General features: G+C 65.6%; 18 protein-coding genes, 1 tRNA gene and 1 pseudogene. 8 read left to right on the top strand and 12 right to left on the bottom strand.

Going from position 1 to position 20,748, the window contains the following annotated elements:
* Positions 1–3: 3 nt before the first annotated feature.
* Both ACXAD2_RS14240 and irrA read right to left on the bottom strand, forming a co-directional pair.
* The gene (locus ACXAD2_RS14240; protein ID WP_475171333.1) at positions 4–690 is read right to left on the bottom strand and encodes an FAD-binding oxidoreductase; all 687 of its coding nucleotides are present in this window, start codon (positions 688–690) and stop codon (positions 4–6) included.
* Between the two features lie 162 nt (positions 691–852).
* The gene (gene irrA, locus ACXAD2_RS14235; protein ID WP_066102034.1) at positions 853–1,269 is read right to left on the bottom strand and encodes an iron response transcriptional regulator IrrA; all 417 of its coding nucleotides are present in this window, start codon (positions 1,267–1,269) and stop codon (positions 853–855) included.
* 188 nt (positions 1,270–1,457) lie between these two features.
* Here irrA and fabA point away from each other — a divergent pair, with 188 nt between their 5' ends.
* From fabA to ACXAD2_RS14220, 3 genes are read left to right on the top strand one after another with little or no spacing between them, the layout of a single operon-like run.
* Positions 1,458–1,967 (top strand): bifunctional 3-hydroxydecanoyl-ACP dehydratase/trans-2-decenoyl-ACP isomerase, encoded by a 510-nt coding sequence (fabA, locus tag ACXAD2_RS14230; RefSeq protein ID WP_066102038.1) that lies wholly within the window; start codon positions 1,458–1,460, stop codon positions 1,965–1,967.
* 14 nt (positions 1,968–1,981) lie between these two features.
* Positions 1,982–3,211, top strand: a complete 1,230-nt coding sequence (gene fabB, locus ACXAD2_RS14225; RefSeq protein WP_066102041.1) for a beta-ketoacyl-ACP synthase I — start codon at positions 1,982–1,984, stop codon at positions 3,209–3,211.
* A gap of 16 nt (positions 3,212–3,227) precedes the next feature.
* Complete coding sequence (locus ACXAD2_RS14220) at positions 3,228–4,019, top strand: enoyl-ACP reductase FabI (protein WP_475171329.1); 792 nt, start codon at positions 3,228–3,230, stop codon at positions 4,017–4,019.
* 110 nt (positions 4,020–4,129) lie between these two features.
* Here ACXAD2_RS14220 and ACXAD2_RS14215 read toward each other — a convergent pair whose 3' ends face one another.
* Entirely contained in the window at positions 4,130–5,644 is a 1,515-nt protein-coding gene (locus ACXAD2_RS14215; protein ID WP_475171327.1) for an acetyl-CoA hydrolase/transferase family protein, read from the bottom strand.
* A gap of 336 nt (positions 5,645–5,980) precedes the next feature.
* On the opposite strand from ACXAD2_RS14215, the pseudogene ACXAD2_RS14210 reads away from it, so the two are divergent.
* A pseudogene (locus tag ACXAD2_RS14210) lies at positions 5,981–6,633 on the top strand (isochorismatase family protein).
* A gap of 47 nt (positions 6,634–6,680) precedes the next feature.
* On the opposite strand, the gene ACXAD2_RS14205 reads toward ACXAD2_RS14210, so the two are convergent.
* From ACXAD2_RS14205 to ACXAD2_RS14185, 5 genes are all read right to left on the bottom strand, one after another.
* Positions 6,681–7,916, bottom strand: a complete 1,236-nt coding sequence (locus ACXAD2_RS14205; protein ID WP_475171325.1) for an HlyD family secretion protein — start codon at positions 7,914–7,916, stop codon at positions 6,681–6,683.
* A 2-nt stretch (positions 7,917–7,918) separates the two neighbouring features.
* Positions 7,919–8,347: a hypothetical protein gene (locus ACXAD2_RS14200; RefSeq protein WP_475171323.1), complete on the bottom strand. Its 429-nt coding sequence runs from the start codon at positions 8,345–8,347 to the stop codon at positions 7,919–7,921.
* 301 nt (positions 8,348–8,648) lie between these two features.
* Positions 8,649–8,733: transfer RNA gene (locus ACXAD2_RS14195), tRNA-Leu, on the bottom strand.
* 56 nt (positions 8,734–8,789) lie between these two features.
* Complete coding sequence (locus ACXAD2_RS14190; protein WP_475171321.1) at positions 8,790–9,413, bottom strand: META domain-containing protein; 624 nt, start codon at positions 9,411–9,413, stop codon at positions 8,790–8,792.
* A 33-nt stretch (positions 9,414–9,446) separates the two neighbouring features.
* Positions 9,447–9,926, bottom strand: coding sequence for an Lrp/AsnC family transcriptional regulator (locus ACXAD2_RS14185; RefSeq protein ID WP_066106673.1), 480 nt, complete (start codon positions 9,924–9,926; stop codon positions 9,447–9,449).
* Between the two features lie 105 nt (positions 9,927–10,031).
* Between ACXAD2_RS14185 and putA the strand changes: the two genes are divergently transcribed.
* The 3 genes from putA (at position 10,032) to ACXAD2_RS14170 (ending at position 14,737) form a co-directional block, all read left to right on the top strand.
* Positions 10,032–13,460: a bifunctional proline dehydrogenase/L-glutamate gamma-semialdehyde dehydrogenase PutA gene (gene putA, locus ACXAD2_RS14180; protein ID WP_475171317.1), complete on the top strand. Its 3,429-nt coding sequence runs from the start codon at positions 10,032–10,034 to the stop codon at positions 13,458–13,460.
* A gap of 114 nt (positions 13,461–13,574) precedes the next feature.
* The gene (locus ACXAD2_RS14175; protein WP_475174886.1) at positions 13,575–14,357 is read left to right on the top strand and encodes a rhomboid family intramembrane serine protease; all 783 of its coding nucleotides are present in this window, start codon (positions 13,575–13,577) and stop codon (positions 14,355–14,357) included.
* Entirely contained in the window at positions 14,342–14,737 is a 396-nt protein-coding gene (locus tag ACXAD2_RS14170) for a GFA family protein (protein ID WP_224898804.1), read from the top strand. Before ACXAD2_RS14175 ends, ACXAD2_RS14170 begins: the two co-directional genes overlap by 16 nt.
* A gap of 118 nt (positions 14,738–14,855) precedes the next feature.
* Here the strand turns inward: ACXAD2_RS14170 and ACXAD2_RS14165 are convergent, their stop codons facing one another.
* The 4 genes from ACXAD2_RS14165 to betC all read right to left on the bottom strand — a co-directional run bounded on the left by ACXAD2_RS14165 (position 14,856) and on the right by betC (position 19,627).
* Complete coding sequence (locus tag ACXAD2_RS14165) at positions 14,856–15,647, bottom strand: inositol monophosphatase family protein (protein ID WP_066102068.1); 792 nt, start codon at positions 15,645–15,647, stop codon at positions 14,856–14,858.
* 115 nt (positions 15,648–15,762) lie between these two features.
* A complete protein-coding gene (locus ACXAD2_RS14160; protein ID WP_475171304.1) occupies positions 15,763–16,101 on the bottom strand; it encodes a hypothetical protein in 339 nt (112 codons plus the stop codon).
* Positions 16,102–16,334: 233 nt separating this feature from the next.
* Positions 16,335–17,996 (bottom strand): BCCT family transporter, encoded by a 1,662-nt coding sequence (locus ACXAD2_RS14155; RefSeq protein ID WP_475171301.1) that lies wholly within the window; start codon positions 17,994–17,996, stop codon positions 16,335–16,337.
* Between the two features lie 107 nt (positions 17,997–18,103).
* Positions 18,104–19,627, bottom strand: coding sequence for a choline-sulfatase (gene betC, locus ACXAD2_RS14150; RefSeq protein ID WP_475171295.1), 1,524 nt, complete (start codon positions 19,625–19,627; stop codon positions 18,104–18,106).
* 189 nt (positions 19,628–19,816) lie between these two features.
* On the opposite strand from betC, the gene ACXAD2_RS14145 reads away from it, so the two are divergent.
* The gene (locus ACXAD2_RS14145) at positions 19,817–20,737 is read left to right on the top strand and encodes a LysR family transcriptional regulator (protein WP_475171292.1); all 921 of its coding nucleotides are present in this window, start codon (positions 19,817–19,819) and stop codon (positions 20,735–20,737) included.
* Positions 20,738–20,748 lie beyond the last annotated feature (11 nt).

The raw sequence follows: 20,748 nt of genomic DNA, 5'->3' as shown, positions 1-20,748 counted from the left end.
GCGTCAGTCGAACTCTTCCATGACGATCCGGTCTTCGGATACGCCAATCGACTTCAGCGCCGCGGCCATGTCATCCAGCATCGGGTCCGGCCCACAGACATAGCAGACATCGCGATCGGCAGAGACCACGCCCGCAAGCAAATCCGCGTCGATCTTTTCGCGGTGCAGCGGGCTCTGCTCTTCGTCGGTGACGATGAAACGGGTGTCGAGCCCGGCCATCTGCTCGAAGCTTTCGCGCAGGATGATGTCGGCCTCGGTCTTGTTGGAAAACACCAGCGCGTTGCCCTCGAGCGTGCCATTCTCGGCCAGCTTCTTGCGCAGGATGGCGATGAAGGGCGTGACCCCGGCACCGCCGGCGATGAAAACGCCATCCCCCTTGTCTTCGATCGCGCCCCAAGGCTCCTCGACCAGCACCGTATCGCCGGGCTGCATCTTGCCGATGCGCTCGGTCACCCCATCATGGCCATCGGCGCTTTCGGGATAGGATTTGATGACGAACTCAAGGGTGCCTTCGCCGGGCAGCGAGGTGAAGGTGAAGGGGCGCTTCTCTTCGCGCCAGCCGTCACGGTCGAGCGCCATGTCGATGGCCTGTCCGGGGGTGAACTCCAGCCCCTCCGGCTTGTCGAACACCAGGTGGTGCACGTCGTGGGTCAGCGGCTCGATGGATTGCAGCGTCAGCTTGCGGCTCATGATGGGCCTCCTTTCTCGGTTGCCCGAAAAACGCCCGTGCCGGGCGCCAGGTTCCCGCCCAAAGCTTCGCCCTTCCCACCTTCTTCTCTTCAAAAGTACGCCGGGGTGAATTGGCCGCAGGCCAAGAGGGGCAGCGCCCCTACGTCCTCATTGATGCCGCGCTCACTTCTTGCGCAGGCGGATCACCACATCGACCGAGGCGATCTCGGCGCCTTCGGGGGCTTGCGGCAGCTTCGAGATCACCAGTTCCTCCGACGGCGCGTCGGTCAGATGCCCCTCGCCTTCCCAGAAGAAATGCGGGTGGTCATGGGTGTTGGTGTCGAAATAGCTGCGGTTGCCGTCGACCGTCACTTCCTGAATCAGCCCCGCTTCGCAGAAGGCGCGCAGCGTGTTGTAGACCGTGGCGAGCGACACGCTCTCGCCCTGCGACTGCGCCGCGGCAAAGAGGCTCTCTGCGGTGACATGCCGATCCTTGCCGTCGCCGACGAGAAGCGCCGCCAGCGCAACGCGCTGCCGCGTGGGCCGGAGCCCTGCCTGGTTCAACCAGTCACTGCCTCTCTGGATGGCTTCGGATGTCATTCGTCGGTCCGCTTGGCTGTCTGTGCCTGCCATATATAGAGGACCAGCCCCCCCTATTTCAAACGGAAAACCTACGTGCCAAGTGCGCGACCCCCAACGCGCCGCGTCGACGCGCAGGCTTGCATGGCGCGGTTTCGCGGTGATAGAGGGGGCGCAACTTGACACAAAGGACAAAGGGGCGCGCCTGCATGGCCGACTATCCGACCAGCTTCGGCAAGGAAGATCTTCTGAAATGCGCGCGCGGCGAGCTCTTCGGAGAGGGCAATGCCCAGCTTCCGGCGCCGCCCATGCTGATGATGGACCGCATCACCGAGATCTCCGGCGACGGCGGCCTGCATGGCAAGGGCCACGTGGTGGCGGAATTCGACATCACCCCGGACCTGTGGTTCTTCGACTGCCATTTCCCCGGCAACCCGATCATGCCCGGCTGCCTCGGCCTCGACGGCCTGTGGCAGCTGACCGGCTTCAACCTTGGCTGGCGCGGCTGGCTGGGCCGCGGCTACGCGCTCGGCGTGGGTGAGGTGAAGCTGACCGGCATGGTGCGCCCGGATCGCAAGATGCTGACCTACAAGGTCGATTTCACCAAGGCCGTGCAGACCCGCCGCCTGACCATGGGCGTTGCTGACGGCATCGTCGAGGCAGATGGCGAAGTCATCTACCAAGTCAAAGACATGAAAGTCGCTCTCTCCGAGAGCTGAGAGGGAGGGTTCCCATGCGTCGAGTTGTCGTCACCGGACTGGGCATCGTATCGTCCATCGGCAACAACGCCGAAGAAGTACTCGCCTCGCTGAAGGCGGGCCGCTCGGGCATCAGCGCCAACGCGCAGATGCAAGAGCACGGGTTCCGCAGCCAGATCGCCGGTGCCGTCGATCTGGATGTGGCAGAGCACGTGGACAAGCGCACCCTGCGCTTCATGGGTCCGGGTGCGGCCTATGCCCATATCGCCATGACGCAGGCCATCGCCGATGCCGGGCTTGAGGAGTCGGATGTGGTCAACCCGCGCACCGGCCTCGTCGCCGGGTCGGGCGGCCCGTCGACCTCGGCGCTGCTGACCGCGCATCAGACCGTTCTGAAGACCGGCGGCACCAAGCGCGTCGGCCCCTTCGCGGTGCCCAAAGCGATGTGCTCGACGATCTCGGCGAACCTGTCGACCGCGTTCAAGATCAAGGGCATCAACTACTCGATCACCTCGGCCTGCTCGACCTCGCTGCACTGTATCGGCAACGCCGCCGAGCAGATCATGATGGGCAAGCAGGACGTGATGTTCGCAGGCGGCGGGGAAGAGCTCGACTGGACCCTGTCGTGCCTCTTCGACGCCATGGGCGCGATGAGCTCGAAGTACAACGACACCCCCGAGAAGGCCTCGCGCGCCTTCGACGCGGGCCGCGACGGTTTCGTCATCTCGGCCGGCGGCGGCATCGTCGTGCTCGAAGAGCTGGAGCACGCCAAGGCACGCGGCGCCAAGATTTACGCGGAAGTGACCGGCTATGCCGCCACCTCCGACGGCCATGACATGGTCGCCCCCTCGGGCGAGGGCGGCGAGCGCGCCATGCGGCTTGCACTGCAGACCCTGCCCGAGCACCGCAAGGTCGGCTACATCAACGCGCATGGCACCTCGACCCCGGTCGGCGACGTGGGCGAGATCGAAGCGGTGCGCCGCGTCTTCGGCGATGGCAGCACGCCGCTGGTCTCCTCGACCAAGTCGATGACCGGTCACAGCCAGGGTGCCACCGGCGCGCAAGAGGCGATCTATTGTCTGCTGATGTTGCAGAACGACTTCATCGCCCCTTCGATCAACGTCGAGACGCTGGACCCGGCGCTGAAACCCGCAGAGATTGCCACCAGCCTCGTCGAGAACGCAGGTCTCGATACGGTGATGACCAACTCCTTCGGCTTCGGCGGCACCAACGGGTCGATGCTGCTCAGCAAATATCAAGAATAACAGGCGAGAGACGGACATGGGCGAGCTTCTCAAGGGCAAGCGCGGGCTGATCATGGGGGTGGCGAACGACCGCTCCATCGCGTGGGGCATCGCCAAGGCGCTGCACGAGGCGGGGGCGGAGCTTGCCTTCACCTATCAGGGCGAGGCTTTCGGCAAGCGGCTGGAGCCGCTGGCGCAGAGCGTCGGGTCGGATTTCATGGTCGATGTGGACGTCACCGACGACGCCTCGCTCGACGCCGCCTTCGAACAGCTTGGCGCGCGCTGGCCGACCATCGACTTCGTGGTTCACGCCATCGCGTTCTCGGACAAATCCGAGCTGACCGGCCGGTTCCTCAACACCAGCCGCTCGAACTTCAAGAACTCGATGGACATCTCCTGCTACTCGTTCATCGAAGTGGCCCGCCGCGCGCATCCGCTGATGACCCCGAACGGCGGCACGCTGCTGACGCTCACCTACGATGGCTCGATCAAGGTCGTGCCGAATTACAACGTCATGGGCGTGGCCAAGGCAGCGCTGGAATCGGCGACCCGTTATCTGGCGAACGACCTCGGCCCCGAGGGCATCCGCGTGAACGCGATCTCCCCCGGCCCGATGAAGACCCTCGCAGGCGCGGCCATCGGCGGCGCGCGCAAGACCTATAAGTTCACCGAGCAGAACACCCCGCTGCGCTCCAACGCGACGCTCGAGGCCGTGGGCGGTACCGCCGTCTATCTGGTCTCCGACGCGGGCGCCTGCACCACGGGCGAGATCCTGCACGTGGACGGCGGCTTCCATATCCTCGGCATGCCGCAGGCCGAGAACATCTGAGGCCCTGCCCTCTTTCGAGATGAAAAAGCCCGGCCATTGGCCGGGCTTTTTTCATTTCATCGAGCGCCAGTGGCCCGGAACAAGGCGAAGCCGCCGGGCCAGCGCCTGCCCTACTTCATCGACCCCGTCTCGACGAACCGCTGATGCCAGCTCAGCGACTCGTTCAGCAGCGTCGGTGCGTGCTTGCCAAAGGAGCCCTGCAGCGCCCGCGCATAGTAGTCGCGCAGCATCGGCTTGTAGTCGGGATGGGCGCAGCGGTCGATGATCACCCCGGCGCGCTGGCGCGGCGCCAGCCCGCGCAAATCGGCCAGACCATGCTCTGTGACGATCACCTGCACATCCTGCGAGATGTGGTCCACATGCGCCACCTGCGGCACGATGGCAGAGATCTTGCCGCCCTTCGCCGTCGAAGGCGTCATGAAGATTGACAGATAGGCGTTGCGGGCAAAATCCCCCGAGCCACCGATGCCGTTCTGGATGCGCGAGCCCATGACATGCGTCGAGTTGACGTTGCCGTAGATGTCCGCCTCGATCAGCCCGTTCATCGCGATACAGCCCAGGCGGCGCACCAGTTCGGGATGGTTCGAGATCTCCTGCGGGCGCAGGATCAGTTTGTCCCGGTAGCGCATCGCATCATTGTTGAAGCGTTCCGCCGCATCTGGGCTAAGCGAGAAGGCCGTGGCCGAAGCCATGCGCAGCTTGCCCGCGTCCAGCAGGTCGAGCATTCCGTCCTGCACCACCTCGGTGTAGGCGGTCAGATCGTGGTAGGGCGAGTCCATCAGCCCCGAAAGCACCGCGTTGGTGACATTGCCCACGCCCGACTGCAGCGGCAGAAGGTTCGCAGGCAGACGGCCATGCGCCACCTCATGGGCAAGGAAATCCAGCAGATGCCCGGCAATGGCTGTGGCCACCGCGTCGGGCTCGGCGAAGGGCAGATTGCGGTCCGGCGCCTCGGTCTCGACCACGGCGACCACCTTCTCGGGGTCGATGCGGAAATGGCGCTGGCCGATGCGGTCGTCGGGCCGCACCAGCGGGATCGGCACGCGGTTCGGCGGCAGCGCGGTGCCATAGTAGATGTCGTGCATTCCGTTCAGCGCGTCGCTCTGCCAGCGGTTCACCTCTAGGATCACCTTCTCGGCCTGATCGAGCCACGTCTTGTTGTTGCCGATCGAGCTGGAGGGGATCAGATCACCATCGGCGGTGATGCCCGAGATCTCGACCACCGCAACGTCGAGCTTGCCGAGGAACCCTTCCCAGACCACCGGCGCCACCTGACTGAGGTGCATGTCCACATAGTTCATTTCGCCCGAGTTGATCTGCTCTCGGGCGATCGGGTCCGAGTTGTAGGGCATGCGGAACTCGATGCCATAGGCCCGGGCCAATGCACCGTCGAGTTCGGGGCCGGTCGACGCGCCGGTCCAGACCTTCACGCGAAATGGGTTCCCGGCGGCATGGGCGGCATCGATCCGCGCGGCCAGTGCCGTGGGTACGGACTTTGGATAGCCCGAGCCGGTGAAGCCGCTCATGCCAATGGTCATACCGTCGTGGATCAGCGCCGCGGCATCCTCGGCGCTCATGGTCTTGGCGCGAAGATCGGGAAAGGCGATACGGGCGTGGGTGTTCATCTGTGCTCCTCCGCTGCGCGCCCCACCCGCCGCGCCGCAAGGGGCGCACGCCCGTGCCGCAGCGCCGGGGCGCCTTACCCACCATCTATGCAAGTCTGGCTCCGCCCTTCCAGACCGAGATCCGCCGCGCAGCCCGGATATGCAGCAAACGCATACCTTACGGCAAAAGCCATCACCTGAGCGACTAGCTCTTTGGGCGCGCGACAGCCCGCCTGCCCGCGCGTTAGACAAGGCAGCCTCGCCGCGACGCCACGCAGCGACCACCTCGAGCGCATCCGTTGACACTGTCCCGTCGCGCCGCTCAATTTGTACGGACTTTTGCAGGAGACCCACGCCATGGACACGCACAGCCGCTACGCCTCTCTGGGCTTCGACAGCACGAAGATCGGCTTTGGTCGGCGCTGCGGCATCGTTGTGGTGGACTTTCAGCGCAGCCTCACCGACCCCAGCTTTCCGATGGGCGGCGGCGCCCGCATCGACGCGGCGGTGGAGGCCACGGCGCGACTGCTGGCCCCGGCTCGCGCGGCCGGGCTGCCGGTGGCAAGCTGCGTGACCGGCTACAGCTCTGCCCGCGACGCGCTGCGCTGGAAGATCGCCGATGTCGAGAACTGGATCCTCGGCACACCGGGGTGCGATCTCGACCCGCGCATCCACGATCCGGCCTATGACACGCTGGTGATCAAGCGCGCGCCCTCGATCTTTTTCCAGACCGGCGTGTCGAGTTTTTCACGCAAGAGGGCGTCGACACGGTGATCGTCACCGGCTGCGCGACCTCGGGCTGCATCCGCGCCTCGGTGATCGACGCCTTCTCGTATGGGTTCCGGGTGATCCTGCCCGAAGAGTGCAGCGGCGACCACGATGCGCAGACCCATGCCGCCAACCTTGGCGACATGGGCAGGCGCTATGCCGATGTGATGCCGCTCGCCGAGGTGCTGGCGCATCTCGAGAGCCTGCCGCAGGCAAAGACCGAGGCCCCCGCCCTGACCTGACCTGTCCTGTCTTGACCTGCCCTGACCGCGCGCCGGGTCCTGTGGCCTCAGTGGCCGCCCGAGAACACCAGCGTCTGCACCGGCAGGAACAGCATCCGCAGCCGCAGCCCCGCCGCATGCACGACGCCAATCGTGTCCACCACATGCAGGAAGATGCGCTTGCCGGTGCTCATCTCCTCATGTTCGAGCCGGTGGTGGTTGTCGGTATAGAGCATCACGGTGCAACTGCTGCCCGGTGGCACATTGGTGGGCTGATCGGAATAAAGCGGCTCGAGATAGACCAGCACGCTGCCCGGTCGCACGTCGTCCTGCGGATCGACAAGCCGATCCGTTGGACGCAACTGTCCGGAGGGGATCACGTCCTGCACCTCGGTCACCACCAGCGGAATGATGTCGAGGGGTTTGCTCATGCAGCCCATCTCTCCGATCATGCCGGGGTGGATCACCTGTGCAGCGATCTGGTTGAACGCGCCCTGAAAGCGTTCCTTCCCGGCCTCAGTCGGCACGAAGATCCCCGCGGGCCGCGCCAGCGGACTGATGAAATCTCCCACCTGCAGGGCCAGTTGCTCGATCCGCCCATCGACCCCGGCAGAGATCAGCGTCTTGTCGAGCTCGGCCTTGGCCAGCGCCAATTGCGCCCGCGCGCTTTCGAGCTTGGCTGGCAGCACCTCATCGATCTGCTGCTGCGCGCTTTCCTTCTGCAGTTCGGCCGCCCGCAGCTGCGCCTCGCGCTGATCGACGATATTCTCGTAGCGCTCGATCTCCACAAGCCGCACCGCGCTCGAGCCCTGATCGCGCAGCTGCTCGTTTCGTGCCAACTCTTCCTGCGCCTGAACCAAGGCCGCGCGCGCCTGCGCGATGCCCGCGTCGGCCTGCGCCAGATCGGTCTGCGCCAGCTTCGCCGAAGCCTCGGTCTCGGCCAGCAGCGCCTGCGCCGCATCCACCTGCGCCTGCTGCGACAGCCCGTCGAGCCGCACCAGCGGATCGCCCGCCGACACCCTCTCATTGTTCTCGACGTAAATCTCCGACACCCGCCCGCTCACCTGCGGCAGGATCGTCACCGTGCGGAAGTAGGACGACACCGAGATGCTGGCGGGGTGATAGTAGAACAGCACGGTGATCAGCGAGACGGTGAGGAAAATCCACAGCGTCAGCCCCCAGCGCAGCTCGTACCAGACCGAAAACAGCGTCAGTTCGTGCCCAAAGCGTTTGCCCTGCGCGTAACGGCGATAGAGGTAGTCCGGCACGAGCGAGACCAGCGAACAAAGGATGGCTTCAAGCATGCTCAGCCCTCCCCGTCATGATGGCGGAAGGCCGGCTGGGGGGCGTCACCCTCTGGAACGTTCTCGTCGATGGGGCGCCCGGCCAGCTTTGCCAAGGAGCGGGCGATGGACTGCAGCGGCGAGAGCATGTCCGGAAACTGAAAGCCCGCCACCAGAACCGCCGCGACCCAGAACAGGTTGTTGTGGGTGAACAGCGCCAGCAGGGCGAGAATCCCGACGATCTGCAACTGCGGATGGCTCGCCTTATGCGCCATGCGCTCGGGGATCGAATGGAGCGTCAGATAAAGAACACCAAGGCCGATGATCAGCACGATCCCGAAGATCGCCATCGCCGTGAACAATACATCACTGCCATCCGCGCCGGCCACATATCCTGGAATGTGCTCCGGAGCCAATGGGTGGATCGCTTGTGACTCCACCGCCAACTCCATGAAAATTAATCAATTGCCTCACGATAGGCAAATTCGCGCGCCTGTCGTTAGCTTTTTCGGACCCGCGTGGAGATTGCCGAGGGAGGAGGCTCTGGCAGTGCAACCGGCGCGCTGGCGCAACCTCAGAGAAGGGGAGCTCTCGGGCGGATCGTGGCGCAGAGGACCAGATGGACATTGGCGAGCAAACTAGGCGCTGCCGCCCTCGTATGAGGCCAAAGGTCCGGGCGCGCGCCTAAATGCGCTACGCCTCGGCTGTCCATCAACAAAAGCCGATGCAAAACAATGCTTTGGGAGTGATCAGTGGTACCCGCGGCCGGACTCGAACCGGCACGCCATAAAGGCTAGGGATTTTAAGTCCCCTGTGTCTACCATTCCACCACGCGGGCCCGCGCCCTCTGTGCCGGATTTCGGCACGCTTGGCCAGAGGGCGCGACGCAGCAGATCAGCGCGTCGCGGTCGCTCTCGTGACGTCATCGGCAATCAACTGAAGCTCTCCTTCCGGGCCGAAGCGCAGGTCGGACAGCGCGCCCATGAACGCCAGAAACGCATCTTCCTGCGCCATCACGCCCGGCTCGCAGGCCTTCCGCGTGGTGGCAAGCGGGCCGATCTCCAGCATGCCCTCTTCCGTCGCCCAAGTGCCGGTGAACGTGTTGCACCCGGCGCTGCCGCTCAGGGCGCCATCCTCGCCAAAGCTGATCTCGGGCGCCGGATCGGTGACCGGCGCGCCATCAAGCGTGGCCAAGGCCCAGGGGGTGCCGGTCACCTCGGATGTCGCGGCGACCGTGCAATTGCTCATGTCCTGCCCGGCGATGCGCATCATCGCGTCCTCGCCCTTGGTCCAGACGTAGGTTTCCGGATCGTCGATCGACTCCAGCTTCACGCCAGAGGCCGCCTGCACCCGCGCCATGGGCATTTCCGCGCCACTATAGTGCAGCGTGCCGCTTTCGCCCTGCAGAGTCAGCGACGCCACCCCTTCGTCGCAGGAAAGCTCCACCTGCACCGGAAGCTCCTGCGCCGCCAGCGGCCCCGCCACAAGGCACAGCGCCATGATCGTCAAACCTCGCATCGGACGTCCTCCTTTGCCGCTATGGGCCGCCGCTCAGCCAGAGATTTCGGCCAGCCCGTCTTCTTTGACTGCCTGCATCGCAACATAGGTCGATGTGGTCGAGACATGCGGCAGGGTGGAAAGCTTTTCGGCCAGAACCCGCCGGTAGCTGCGCATATCCGAGGTGCGGACCTTGAGAAGATAGTCGAAATTTCCTGCAATCAGATGGACCTGCTCGATCTCGGGAATCGCCGCCACCGCCGCGTTGAAGGCGTCGAGGGAGCTTTCGCGCGTGTCGGACATGCGCACCTCGACAAAGGCCACATGATCGAGCCCAAGCTGGATCGGGTCGAGAATGGCGCGATAGCCACGGATTACGCCAAGGTCCTCAAGCCGCCGGAGACGCGCCTGAGTCGGGCTTTTCGACAGCCCGATACGCCGCGCCAGTTCGGTGATCGACAGCCGCCCCTCCTCGGCCAGCGTGGTGAGAATCGCCCGGTCGAACCTATCGAATTCGTCCGTGACGTTTTGCATCGTGACTTCCATCATTTTCGGATCACTCGCCCCCTAGAAGTACCCTTTTAAGGAAATTCGCCTGCCAGACCTGCTGTATCTTAGAGCAAACGCCCGGAGAGAACCATGCCCTACGACACTCTGCACGACCTGCGCGCCGAAATGGATGCCGCCACCTATGCCGATGAGGCTCTGACCATTGCCCGTCTGCGCGAGCTTGCCGCGCTGAGCGAGGCCGACCGCGCCAAGATCGGTGCTCGCGGCGCAGACCTCGTGCGCGCCATCCGTGGCAGCGCCAAGCCGGGGCTGATGGAGGTCTTCCTCGCCGAATACGGGCTTTCGACCGACGAGGGCATCGCGCTGATGTGCCTTGCCGAGGCGCTGCTGCGTGTGCCCGATGCCGAGACCATCGACGCGCTGATCGAGGACAAGATCGCGCCCTCGGACTGGGGTAAGCACATGGGCCGGTCGACCTCTCCGCTGGTCAATGCCTCGACCTGGGCGCTGCTGCTCACCGGCAAGGTGCTCGATCCGAACCAGCGCCCCGGCCCCGTCGGCCACCTGCGCTCGGCTATGCGCCGTCTGGGCGAGCCGGTGATCCGCAAGGCCGTGGGCCGCGCGATGAAGGAAATGGGCGCGCAATTCGTGCTGGGCGAAACCATCCAGAGCGCCATGAAGCGTGGGTCGCAGCAGGAGGCCAAGGGCTATACCTACAGCTACGACATGCTGGGCGAAGCCGCACGCACCGAGCCCGACGCACTGCGCTATTTCACCGCCTACGCCGACGCGATCCGCGCCATCGGCAAAGCCGCCAAGAAGGACGATCTGCGCGACAACCCCGGCATCTCGGTCAAGCTCTCGGCGCTCTATCCGCGCTATGAAGAGGCCAAGCACGCGGATGTCATGCGCGTGCTTGTGCCGCGTCTGGTGGAGCTGTGCGAAATGGCCGCCCAGTCGAAGATCGGCCTCAACATCGACGCCGAAGAGGCGGACCGCCTCGCCATCTCGCTCGACGTGATCGAAGCGGCGCTGGCCTCCCGCAGCCTCGACGGCTGGGACGGTTTCGGCGTGGTGGTGCAGGCCTACGGCAAGCGCGCCAGCCAGACGCTCGACTGGCTCTATGCCACCGCCCAGCGGCTCGACCGCAAGATCATGGTCCGCCTCGTGAAAGGCGCCTATTGGGACATGGAAATTAAGCGCGCGCAGGTCATGGGCCTGACCGATTTCCCGGTGTTCACCGCCAAGCACAACACCGACATTTCCTACATCGCCAACGCCCGCAAGCTGCTGGGCATGACCGACCGCATCTATCCGCAGTTCGCCGGACACAACGCGCACACGGTGGCGGCGATCCTGCACATGGCCGGCGATGACCGCGACAGCTTTGAGTTCCAGCGCCTACACGGCATGGGCGAGCGGCTGCACGAGATTGTCCACGACAAGGAAAAGACCCGCTGCCGCATCTACGCGCCCGTCGGCGCGCACCGCGACCTGCTGGCCTACCTCGTCCGCCGCCTGCTGGAGAATGGCGCCAACAGTTCCTTCGTGAACCAGATCGTCGACGAGAGCGTCGCGCCCGAAACCGTGGCCGCCGATCCTCTTGCGGCCAAAGACGATCGCACGCTCGCCCGCGGCCCAGAGCTGTTCCAGCCCGAGCGCGCCAACTCCGAGGGCTTCGATCTCACCGACCGCCCGACCATCGCTCGTATCGAGGCGGCGCGCGCGCCTTTCGCAAGCCATGTCTGGCAGGCCGGCCCGCTGCTCGCCTGTGACGCGCCCGTGGGCGCCACCGAAGACGTGGTGAACCCCGCCACCCTGCAAAAGACCGGCGAGATCACATGGTCCACCCCCGAGACAGTCGCCACCGCTGCGACCGCCGCGCAGCCGTGGAACGCCTCACCCGCCGAGCGCGCCGCGGTGCTGAACAAGGCCGCCGATCTCTACGAGGCCAACTTCGGCGAGTTCTTCGCCGTGCTCGCCCGCGAGGCAGGCAAGACCCAGCTTGATGCGATCGCCGAACTGCGCGAGGCGGTGGACTTCCTGCGCTACTACGCGGCCCGCACCGAAGGTGCCGCGCCGCAGGGCGTCTTTGCCTGCATCAGCCCGTGGAACTTCCCGCTGGCGATCTTCACCGGCCAGCTCAGCGCCGCGCTTGCGGCAGGCAACGCCGTGCTTGCCAAACCCGCCGAGCAGACGCCGCTCATCGCCTATCGCGCCATCCAGCTTCTGCACGAGGCCGGGGTGCCGAAAACCGCGCTGCAACTGCTGCCCGGCGCCGGAGACGTGGGCGCGGCGCTCACCTCGAACCCGGCGGTGAACGGCGTCGCCTTCACCGGCTCCACCGAGACCGCGCAGATCATCCATAAGTCCATCGCCAAGCATCTTGCTCCCGGCACGCCCTTCATCGCCGAGACCGGCGGGCTCAACGCGATGATCGTCGACAGCACCGCCCTGCCCGAACAGGCCGTGCAGGCGATCGTCGAGTCGGCCTTCCAGTCGGCGGGCCAGCGCTGCTCGGCGCTGCGTTGCCTCTACGTGCAGGAAGACATCGCGCCGCATTTCATCGAGATGCTGAAGGGTGCCATGGACGCGCTCAACCCGGCGGACCCGTGGCACCTCTCGACCGACCTCGGCCCGGTGATCGACGCCGAGGCGCAGGACGGCATCGACGCTCATGTGCAGGCCGCCCGGGCAGATGGTCGCCTGATCAAACAGATCAGCGTGCCCGGAACCGGGTATTTCGTGCCGCCGACGCTCATCAAGGTAAAGGGCATTGACGATCTGGAGCGTGAGATCTTCGGCCCGGTGCTGCATGTCGCCACCTTCCGCTCGGAAGAGCTCGACAAGGTGATCGACGCGATCAACGCGCGTGGCTACGGCCTCACCTTCGGTCTGCAGACGCGGATCGACGACCGGGTGCAGCACGTCACCGAGCGCGTGCACGCCGGCAATATCTACGTGAACCGCAACCAGATCGGCGCCATCGTCGGCAGCCAGCCCTTCGGCGGCGAGGGGCTCTCGGGCACCGGGCCGAAGGCGGGCGGGCCGCTCTACGTCGACCGCTTCCGCGCGCATCCCGCGCCCATGGCGGGCGGCACCTGGAGCACTGATGAGGTCGCCGCCCGGCTGGAGGAGGCGCTGAAGACCGCCGGATGCGCGCCCCAGCCCGAGCGCCGCGACCTGCCCGGCCCGACCGGTGAGGCGAACCAGTACATGACGCTGGCGCGCGAGCCGGTGCTCTGCATGGGCCCCGGTCAGGAGGCCGCCGAGGCGCAGGCCGACGCGATCCGCGCGCTTGGCGGCGTGGCGATCACCGCGCACGGCAAGGTCGCCCCCGAGACGCTGGCCACGCTGAGCGGCATCTCTGCGGCGCTCTGGTGGGGCGATGCCGGTGCAGCCAGTGCTTACCGGCAGGCGCTTGCCGGACGCGAAGGGCCGATCCTCACGCTGATCACCGGCGCGCCCGACAAGGGCCACGCCCGCGCCGAGCGTCACGTCTGCATCGACACCACCGCCTCGGGCGGCAATGCCGCGCTGCTCGGCGGCAATATGTAAAAGCGGCGGGCCGCCCTTCGGGGCGGCCCTTTTCCTGCGCACTCCGGTGTCCGCGACGACCCGCCCTTGAGATCCGCCCTTGACGCCGCCCGCCGCCGCGTCACTCTTTGCGCGATGTTTCCGATCCGCGATCACAACCCCTCGGGCCGCACGCCCTATGTCACCTACGGGCTGATCCTCGCCAATGTGGCGATCTTTCTCAGCTATTGGGGGCTCTTCGGCGATCCGCGCGCGCTCAACGCCTTCTTCGATCGCTGGGCACTGTTCCCGGCGCATATTGCCGAAGGCTATGGCTACAGCGGCATCCTCACCTCGATGTTCCTGCATGGCGGGCTGATGCACCTGCTGGGCAACATGCTGTTCCTGTTCATCTTCGGCGACAATATCGAGGATGCGCTGGGGCATATGCGCTATCTGCTCTTCTATCTCGCCGCGGGCGTGGCGGCGGCGCTGCTGCAATTCGTCGCCGATCCGACCTCGACCGTGCCCACCGTCGGCGCCTCGGGCGCCATCGCCGGGGTGATGGGCGCCTATCTGCTGATGTTCCCCAAAGCGCGGGTCGATATCCTCATCATCCTGATCATCATCTTCAAGGTGCTGCCCGTGCCCGCATGGCTGTTGCTGGCGGTGTGGTTCGGCATGCAGATCTTCAGCGGCATCGGCAGCGCCGGGGCCGAGGGCGGCGTCGCCTATTGGGCGCATGTGGGCGGTTTCGTCGCTGGCATCGCGATGATCGCGCCGGTCTGGCTGGCGCGCGGCGGCCCTGCCTTCTGGAGCCGCACCCACGGCACCCCTCCCCACCCCGAGGCACGCTATGTTATGAGCCGGACGCATGTCCCGCGCGCCGGGCGCCGGAGCAATGGAAGCGGAAGGAAGGGCCCATGGTCACGTCACTGAACGATCCCGCATTCAAAGGCGGCCCGGTGAAGGTCACCTGCCACTGCGGTGCCTGCGAGCTGTCGGTGACGCTGGTCGATGGGCTGAACACCGCCCGCCGCTGCGACTGCTCCTTCTGCCGCCGCCGCGGCGCGCCCGCAGTCTCGGCCCCGCTGGATGGCGTGACGGTGGTGAAAGGTGCGGATCGGCTGACGCTCTACCAATTCGGCACCAACACCGCGCAACATTATTTCTGCTCGGTCTGCGGCATCTACATGTATCACCGCCGCCGCTCGAACCCCAATGAGTATGGGGTCAATATGGGCGCAATCGACGGCGTGAACCCGTCGCAATACGAGATCCCCTGGACCGATGGGGTCAACCATCCGTCCGACCGCTGAGCGGGCGGCAGGTGCCGGACCGCCTCCGGCGGGCGTATTTGGAAAGAGAAGAAGCGCAAAGAAAAAGGGAAGCCGCGCGGCTCCCCTTTCATTGTTCCGATAAATACGCGGCGCGGCGTCAGATTTCGCGGATCACCTTGGCAAAGGGATCGAAGATGTTGTTGCTGGCGCAGAGGATCGAACCGGTTTCCATCGGGTCCTGATCTTCGCGCACGCCCTCGACCATCGCCCCGGCTTCGAGCGCGATGAGCGAGCCCGCGGCGATGTCCCAGATGTTCAGCTCGCGCTCCCAGTAGCCGTCGTAGCGGCCCGCGGCCACATAGGCCAGATCGAGCGCCGCCGAGCCCCAGCGCCGTACACCGGCGCATTCGGGCATCAGGCGGGCAAAGTCCTTCAGCGTGGCGGGCAGGGTCTTCTTGGCGGCGAAGGGCACGCCGGTGGCGAAGATCGCCTCGATCATCCGGTGACGGCCCGAGACCCGCAGGCGGCGCGAGTCGTTGAGCCAGGCGCCAGCGCCCTTCTCGGCGTAGAACATCTCGTCCTTGGCCGGGTCAAAGACCACACCGGCGACGATCTTGCCCTTGTGCTCGAGCGCGATGGAGATCGCCCAATGCGGCAGCCCGTGCAGGAAGTTGGTGGTGCCATCCAGCGGATCGACGATCCAGCGGCGGGTCGGATCCTCGCCGTCCTGACCGCCGCCCTCTTCGCCCAGCCAGCCGTAGGTCGGGCGCGCGCCCAGAAGCTCTTCCTTGAGAATCTTCTCGGCGGCGATGTCGGCGCGGGACACGAAATCGCCCGCCCCTTTCATCGAGACCTGAAGGTTTTCGACCTCGCGAAAGTCCTTGACCAGCGAGCGGCCCGCCTTGCGCGCGGCCTTGATCATGATGTTGAGGTTGGCACTGCCCTGCATGGCGATGGTTCCCGGAATTGGTTCAAGCCGCGCGTATACGCGGCTCGCCGGAAAAAGCCAAGTCACTAAGGGCCCCTTCAGAGTCCCTATCTGCGGCCCTCCCCGGTGCCGCCCGTTATTGGTAGGCGACGCCCTTCTCGCCGACCGGCGCATAGGCGCGCGGCAGGGGCACCGCAACGGCGCGCGGCGCCACATAATTGGCCGGGTTGTAATAGCTGCCACCGGTGGGCACGTCGCACCAGATCTGCCCGCCCGCGATCACCGGCTGCTTGCCTTGGGTGCACATATTGGGGCCGGGATAGGCTTGGATGAGCGGCTGATCGCTGCCGCCGACGGCAAAGCCCGCCTGACCGGGAAGGTACATATCGCCCGGATAGCCTTGGCTGCCGGCCAAAGCCGCGCCCGCCGAAATCGTCACCGCCGCCAGCGCGGCACAAAGCTTGAGAACTCGCATCTTCTTCCTCACACACGGAAAATTCGGACTGCCTTAGGGTCAGGCTAGCATCGGCGGAGGGCAAGTCAAACTTTCGCCGCATTTTACCGAACAGCCCGCGCACGGGGAAACAATCCGATCAAAGTACGCTCGTTAGCCCCGTTTTGCGGACAATCGGACAAAGCCAACGCACGCAAAAGGAAACCGGCCGGCGCATCGCTGCACCGGCCGGCTCCCCATCGTGCCGCTCTGGATCACTCCGCGGGCGGCAGCTCAACAGTGACCGAAGGCACCCCGTGGCGGGCGCGCAGCCCGTCGCGGTAGATCGCCTTGAACAGGCCAAAGCACATCAGCAGCATCACCACCGAGAAGGGCAGCGCGCCGATGACCATGGCGGTCTGGATCGCGGTCAGCCCGCCGACCAGCAGCAGCGCCCCGACGACGACCCCCAGCGTGACGCCCCAGAAGATGATGTGGGGCCGCGCCTTCGGGCCTTCGTCGCCCGCTGCGTTGATCGTGTTGACGATCAGCACCGCCGAGTCCGCCGAGGTGACGAGATAGGTCATCAGCAGGATCACGATGATCACCGCCATGCCCCAGCCCAGCACATCGCCCAGCATGATGCCGGTCATGGTGAAGATCTTGCCGCCATCGGTGGAGGCGAAGATCGCGCCATCGGCAAGGCCCGAAAGCTCCATGTCGATCGCCGTGCCGCCCGCGAAGGAGAACCAGACGAAGCACATGATCGACGGCACGATCATCGCGCCCAGCACGAACTCACGGATCGTGCGGCCGCGCGAGATGCGGGCGAGGAACAGACCGACGAAGGGCGCGAAGGCCACCCACCATGCCCAGTAGAACACCGTCCAGGCGCCCTGCCAGCCCGAGAGCGCGTCACCGGTCTCGGTGCCATCGGGGCGGTAGACGGTGAACAGCATCTTCGGCAGCGCGATGATGTAATCGACCATGCCCATGAACAGCGCCTGCAGGCCGAACCAGGTGGAGCCGAAGATCATCAGGAAGGCGAGCAGGAAGATCGACAGCGCCATGTTGAGGTTCGACAGCCATTTGATGCCCTTGCCAACGCCCGACAGCGCCGAGAGCGTCGAGGCCCCCATGATCACCACCAGTGCGACGACGATGCCCGCCGGGGAGGCGTTGCCCTCTTCGGTCACCAGCCAGTCGCCGATGCCGATCTTGCTCATGCCCGCGACGAACTGCTCGACGCCAAAGCCCAGCGTCTGCGCCACGCCGAGGATGGTGGCGATCACCGCCACGATGTCGACGAGGTGGCCGAGCGGGCCAGAGAGCGCCTTGCCGAAGAGCGGTGTCAGCGACGAGCGGATGGTCAGCGGCAGCCCGCGGCGATAGGTGAAATACCCCAGCGCCAGCCCGGCGATGGCATAGGAGGACCACGCCGAGAAGCCCCAGTGCAGGTAGCTGTACTTATAGGCGTTCATGAAGTTGTTCATGCTCTCGCCATCGGCCAGCCCCTGGATCACTTCGGGGTTGTTGCGGAAGTGGTAGATCGGCTCTGCCACCGCCCATGTCAGCATGCCGACGCCGATCCCTGCGCCGAACATCATCGAGAACCACGAGAAGTTGTCGAACTCCGGTGTCTCGTCGTCATGGCCCAGCTTCAGCTTGCCCGCCGCCGGCCAGGCCGCCAGCGCGAGGCAGACGATCACGAAGAAGGCCATCACGTAGATGTACCACGTGGCGAAGTTGGCGAGGATGAAGGTGTTGAGCCCGCCAAGCACGCCGCCAGCCTGCTCGGGAAAGGCGACGGCCCAGAGCACCAGCCCGCCCACGGCGAGCTTGGAGGTCACGGTCACATCGAGCGAGAAGCCGTTGTAAAAGCCTTTGTCGGCGGTCTTGATCGGCAGATCTGAGAGGGGAGGTTCAATCTTTGCCATCGGCATGTGTCCCTGTTGTGCGGGCTTTGATGTCTCCCGGTCGTGGCGCCCTTTGAACGTCCGGGTTGGGCGCGCGGGAGGGCCGCGCGCCGGTTGTTCGCCGCGGCTTATTCGCCGCGCGGGAAACGTGCGTTTTCCTCGACCACGTTGAGGTCCATGTGGTTGCGCATGTAGCGTTCCGACGCCTTCTGCAGCGGCTGGAAATCCCACGGGAAATACGAGCCGTTACGCAGCGCCTCGTAGACGATCCAGCGCTGCGCCTGGCTTTTGCGCACCTCTGCGTCGAAGCGGTCGAGGTCCCAGCGCGCATCGGCCATGGCGCTGAAATGCGCCAGCGTCTCGGCGTGCGCGGGATCGCCCGCGAGATTGGTCAGCTCATGCGGGTCGGCCTCGAGGTCGAACAGCTGATCGGGGTCGAGCGCGCAGCGGGTGTATTTCCAGCGCCCTTCGCGCAGGCAGACCAGCGGCGCGTAAGAGGCTTCGGCGGCATATTCCATCGCCACCGGCGTCTCCCGCGCTCGTCCCTGCCCCAGCGGCACAAGGCTCTCGCCATCGGTCCACGGGGCGATCTCGTCCATCGGCACGCCCGCCAGATCGCAGAGCGTCGGGCAAACGTCGATGTTGCTCACCGGCGTGTCGACCCGCCCCGGCATCATCTGCGGCGCGGCGATCATCATCGGCACCCGCGCCGAGCCCTCGAAGAAGGACATCTTGAACCACAGTCCACGGTTGCCCAGCATGTCGCCGTGGTCCGAGACCAGCAGAATGATCGTGTTGTCTTCCTGCCGGGTGCCGCGCAGCGCCTCCATGACCTCGCCGATCTTGTCGTCGAGATAGGAGATATTGGCGAAATAAGCCCGGCGCGAGCGACGCACATCCTCTTCGGTGATGTTAAAGCTGCGCCAGTCGTTGGCGTCGAAGATGCGCTTGGAATGCGGGTCGTGATCCTCATAGGGGATCGGCCCGACCTCGGGCATGAGGTGCTCGCAGTCCTCGTAGAGATCCCAATACTTACGCCGCGCCACATAGGGATCATGCGGGTGGGTGAAGCTCACCGTCAGGCACCACGGGCGGTCATCCTTGCCGCGGCCAAGGTCGTAAACCTTGCGCGTGGCGTTATAGGCAACCTCGTCGTCATACTCCATCTGGTTGGAGATCTCAGCGACGCCCGAGCCGGTGACCGAGCCCATGTTGTGGTACCACCAGTCGATGCGCTCGCCCGGCTTGCGGTAGTCCGGCGTCCAGCCGAAATCGGGCGGGTAAATGTCGGTGGTCAGCCGCTCTTCAAAGCCGTGCAACTGGTCAGGGCCCACAAAGTGCATCTTGCCCGACAGGCAGGTCTGATAGCCCGCGCGGCGCAGATGGTGCGCGTAGGTGGGGATCGACGAGGCAAACTCGGCGGCGTTGTCATAGACCCCGGTGCGCGAGGGCAACTGGCCGGACATATAGCTCGCCCGTCCCGGCGCGCAGAGCGGCGAGGCGGTATAGGCATTGCGAAACCGGGTCGAGCGCGCGGCCAGCGCCTTGAGGTTCGGGGCGTGCAGCCAGTCGGCGGGACCGTCGGGAAAGAACGTGCCGTTCAGCTGGTCGACCATGAAGATCAGGATATTGGGGCGGCCTTGAGTGCTCATTCGGGGCGCAGTCCTTTCCGTGTCACGTGGCGACACCCGGCAAGCGATCGGACCGGCGGGTCCGTGATCGCCACAGATCGCCCCCGGTCCCGCATGGGCCAGGGTCGTGACGCGATCGCCTTTGGTGTCGTGATATAAGTTTCCCAGACAGTAGTTGACTTTTGCCCCGATGAACCGCGAAATCTGCTTATGTCTGATATTGGCAATCCTTATAGCACATTCAGCCGCTACAGCGCCGACCTCTGCCTCTTCCTTCTGGTTGCGCAGACTGGGCAGCTGTCGCGCGCGGCGGAGCTTGCCGGCCTGTCGCAGCCGCGGCTCAGCCAGCGCATGAAGGCGCTTGAGGAGTCCTTGGGCCAACCGCTGCTGCACCGCGAGCGGCGCGGCGTCAGCCTGACCCGCGCCGGGCAGGACCTGCATGATGCCATCGCGCCGCATCTTGGCGAGGCCGCCTCTGCCTTTGCCCGGCTGCAACGCCCGGCGCGCCGCCGTACCGTGGTGATCGAGACCGATCTGGCCTTCGCCGGGCTGCGCTTTCTGCCGGTGTTCCCCTCGCTCTGCGCCGCCTTTCCCGATCTCGGGATCTCGCTGCTGACCCGGCAGCTGCCCGACAGCGCCCCCGGCCCAGAGGTCGATCTCATGGTGCGGATGGAGACCCGGCAGCAAGACACCGAGGCCCTGCGCTGCCTCTTTCCCGAGCGGGTGCAGGCGGTCTGCAGCCCCGCCTTTCTGGAGCAGCACCCCGATCTCGCGCGCCCCGACCAGCTACGGGCGCTGCCGCTGATCGAGCTGACCGCCGCGGTCAACGCGCCGTGGTTCACCTGGAGCAGTTGGCTGTCGCAGCTTGATCCCGGCGGCGCGCAGACACGCGGCGAACGCATCAGTTTCAACAGCTACGATCACGTCATCCAATCCGCCGAACGCGGCCTCGGCATCGCGCTGGGATGGCGCGGCCTGACCGACAGCCGGATCGAGGCCGGCACGCTGGTGCCTGCCCTGCCTGTCGAGTTGCAGAGCCCGCGCGGCTATATGGTGAGGATGCTGTCGCGCGCGCCCTCCGCCGAGGTGCGCGAGGTGTTCGACTGGATTTGCGCGCAGTTCGGCGAGTAGCCAAGCCGCGG

The organism is Salipiger sp. ABN3_019 (assembly GCF_056158605.1).
Note: the sequence above shows the minus strand (reverse complement) of the source record. Positions and strands in the feature narration are given on the sequence as shown.

Excerpts from the sequence above, each read along its gene's own strand:
- ACXAD2_RS14240 (WP_475171333.1), bottom strand. The coding sequence starts at position 690 with ATGAGCCGCAAGCTGACGCTGCAATCCATCGAGCCGCTGACCCACGAC.
- irrA (WP_066102034.1), bottom strand. The coding sequence starts at position 1,269 with ATGACATCCGAAGCCATCCAGAGAGGCAGTGACTGGTTGAACCAGGCA.
- fabA (WP_066102038.1), top strand. The coding sequence starts at position 1,458 with ATGGCCGACTATCCGACCAGCTTCGGCAAGGAAGATCTTCTGAAATGC.
- fabB (WP_066102041.1), top strand. The coding sequence starts at position 1,982 with ATGCGTCGAGTTGTCGTCACCGGACTGGGCATCGTATCGTCCATCGGC.
- ACXAD2_RS14220 (WP_475171329.1), top strand. The coding sequence starts at position 3,228 with ATGGGCGAGCTTCTCAAGGGCAAGCGCGGGCTGATCATGGGGGTGGCG.
- ACXAD2_RS14215 (WP_475171327.1), bottom strand. The coding sequence starts at position 5,644 with ATGAACACCCACGCCCGTATCGCCTTTCCCGATCTTCGCGCCAAGACC.
- ACXAD2_RS14205 (WP_475171325.1), bottom strand. The coding sequence starts at position 7,916 with ATGCTTGAAGCCATCCTTTGTTCGCTGGTCTCGCTCGTGCCGGACTAC.
- ACXAD2_RS14200 (WP_475171323.1), bottom strand. The coding sequence starts at position 8,347 with ATGGAGTTGGCGGTGGAGTCACAAGCGATCCACCCATTGGCTCCGGAG.
- ACXAD2_RS14190 (WP_475171321.1), bottom strand. The coding sequence starts at position 9,413 with ATGCGAGGTTTGACGATCATGGCGCTGTGCCTTGTGGCGGGGCCGCTG.
- ACXAD2_RS14185 (WP_066106673.1), bottom strand. The coding sequence starts at position 9,926 with ATGCAAAACGTCACGGACGAATTCGATAGGTTCGACCGGGCGATTCTC.
- putA (WP_475171317.1), top strand. The coding sequence starts at position 10,032 with ATGCCCTACGACACTCTGCACGACCTGCGCGCCGAAATGGATGCCGCC.
- ACXAD2_RS14175 (WP_475174886.1), top strand. The coding sequence starts at position 13,575 with ATGTTTCCGATCCGCGATCACAACCCCTCGGGCCGCACGCCCTATGTC.
- ACXAD2_RS14170 (WP_224898804.1), top strand. The coding sequence starts at position 14,342 with ATGGTCACGTCACTGAACGATCCCGCATTCAAAGGCGGCCCGGTGAAG.
- ACXAD2_RS14165 (WP_066102068.1), bottom strand. The coding sequence starts at position 15,647 with ATGCAGGGCAGTGCCAACCTCAACATCATGATCAAGGCCGCGCGCAAG.
- ACXAD2_RS14160 (WP_475171304.1), bottom strand. The coding sequence starts at position 16,101 with ATGCGAGTTCTCAAGCTTTGTGCCGCGCTGGCGGCGGTGACGATTTCG.
- ACXAD2_RS14155 (WP_475171301.1), bottom strand. The coding sequence starts at position 17,996 with ATGGCAAAGATTGAACCTCCCCTCTCAGATCTGCCGATCAAGACCGCC.
- betC (WP_475171295.1), bottom strand. The coding sequence starts at position 19,627 with ATGAGCACTCAAGGCCGCCCCAATATCCTGATCTTCATGGTCGACCAG.
- ACXAD2_RS14145 (WP_475171292.1), top strand. The coding sequence starts at position 19,817 with ATGTCTGATATTGGCAATCCTTATAGCACATTCAGCCGCTACAGCGCC.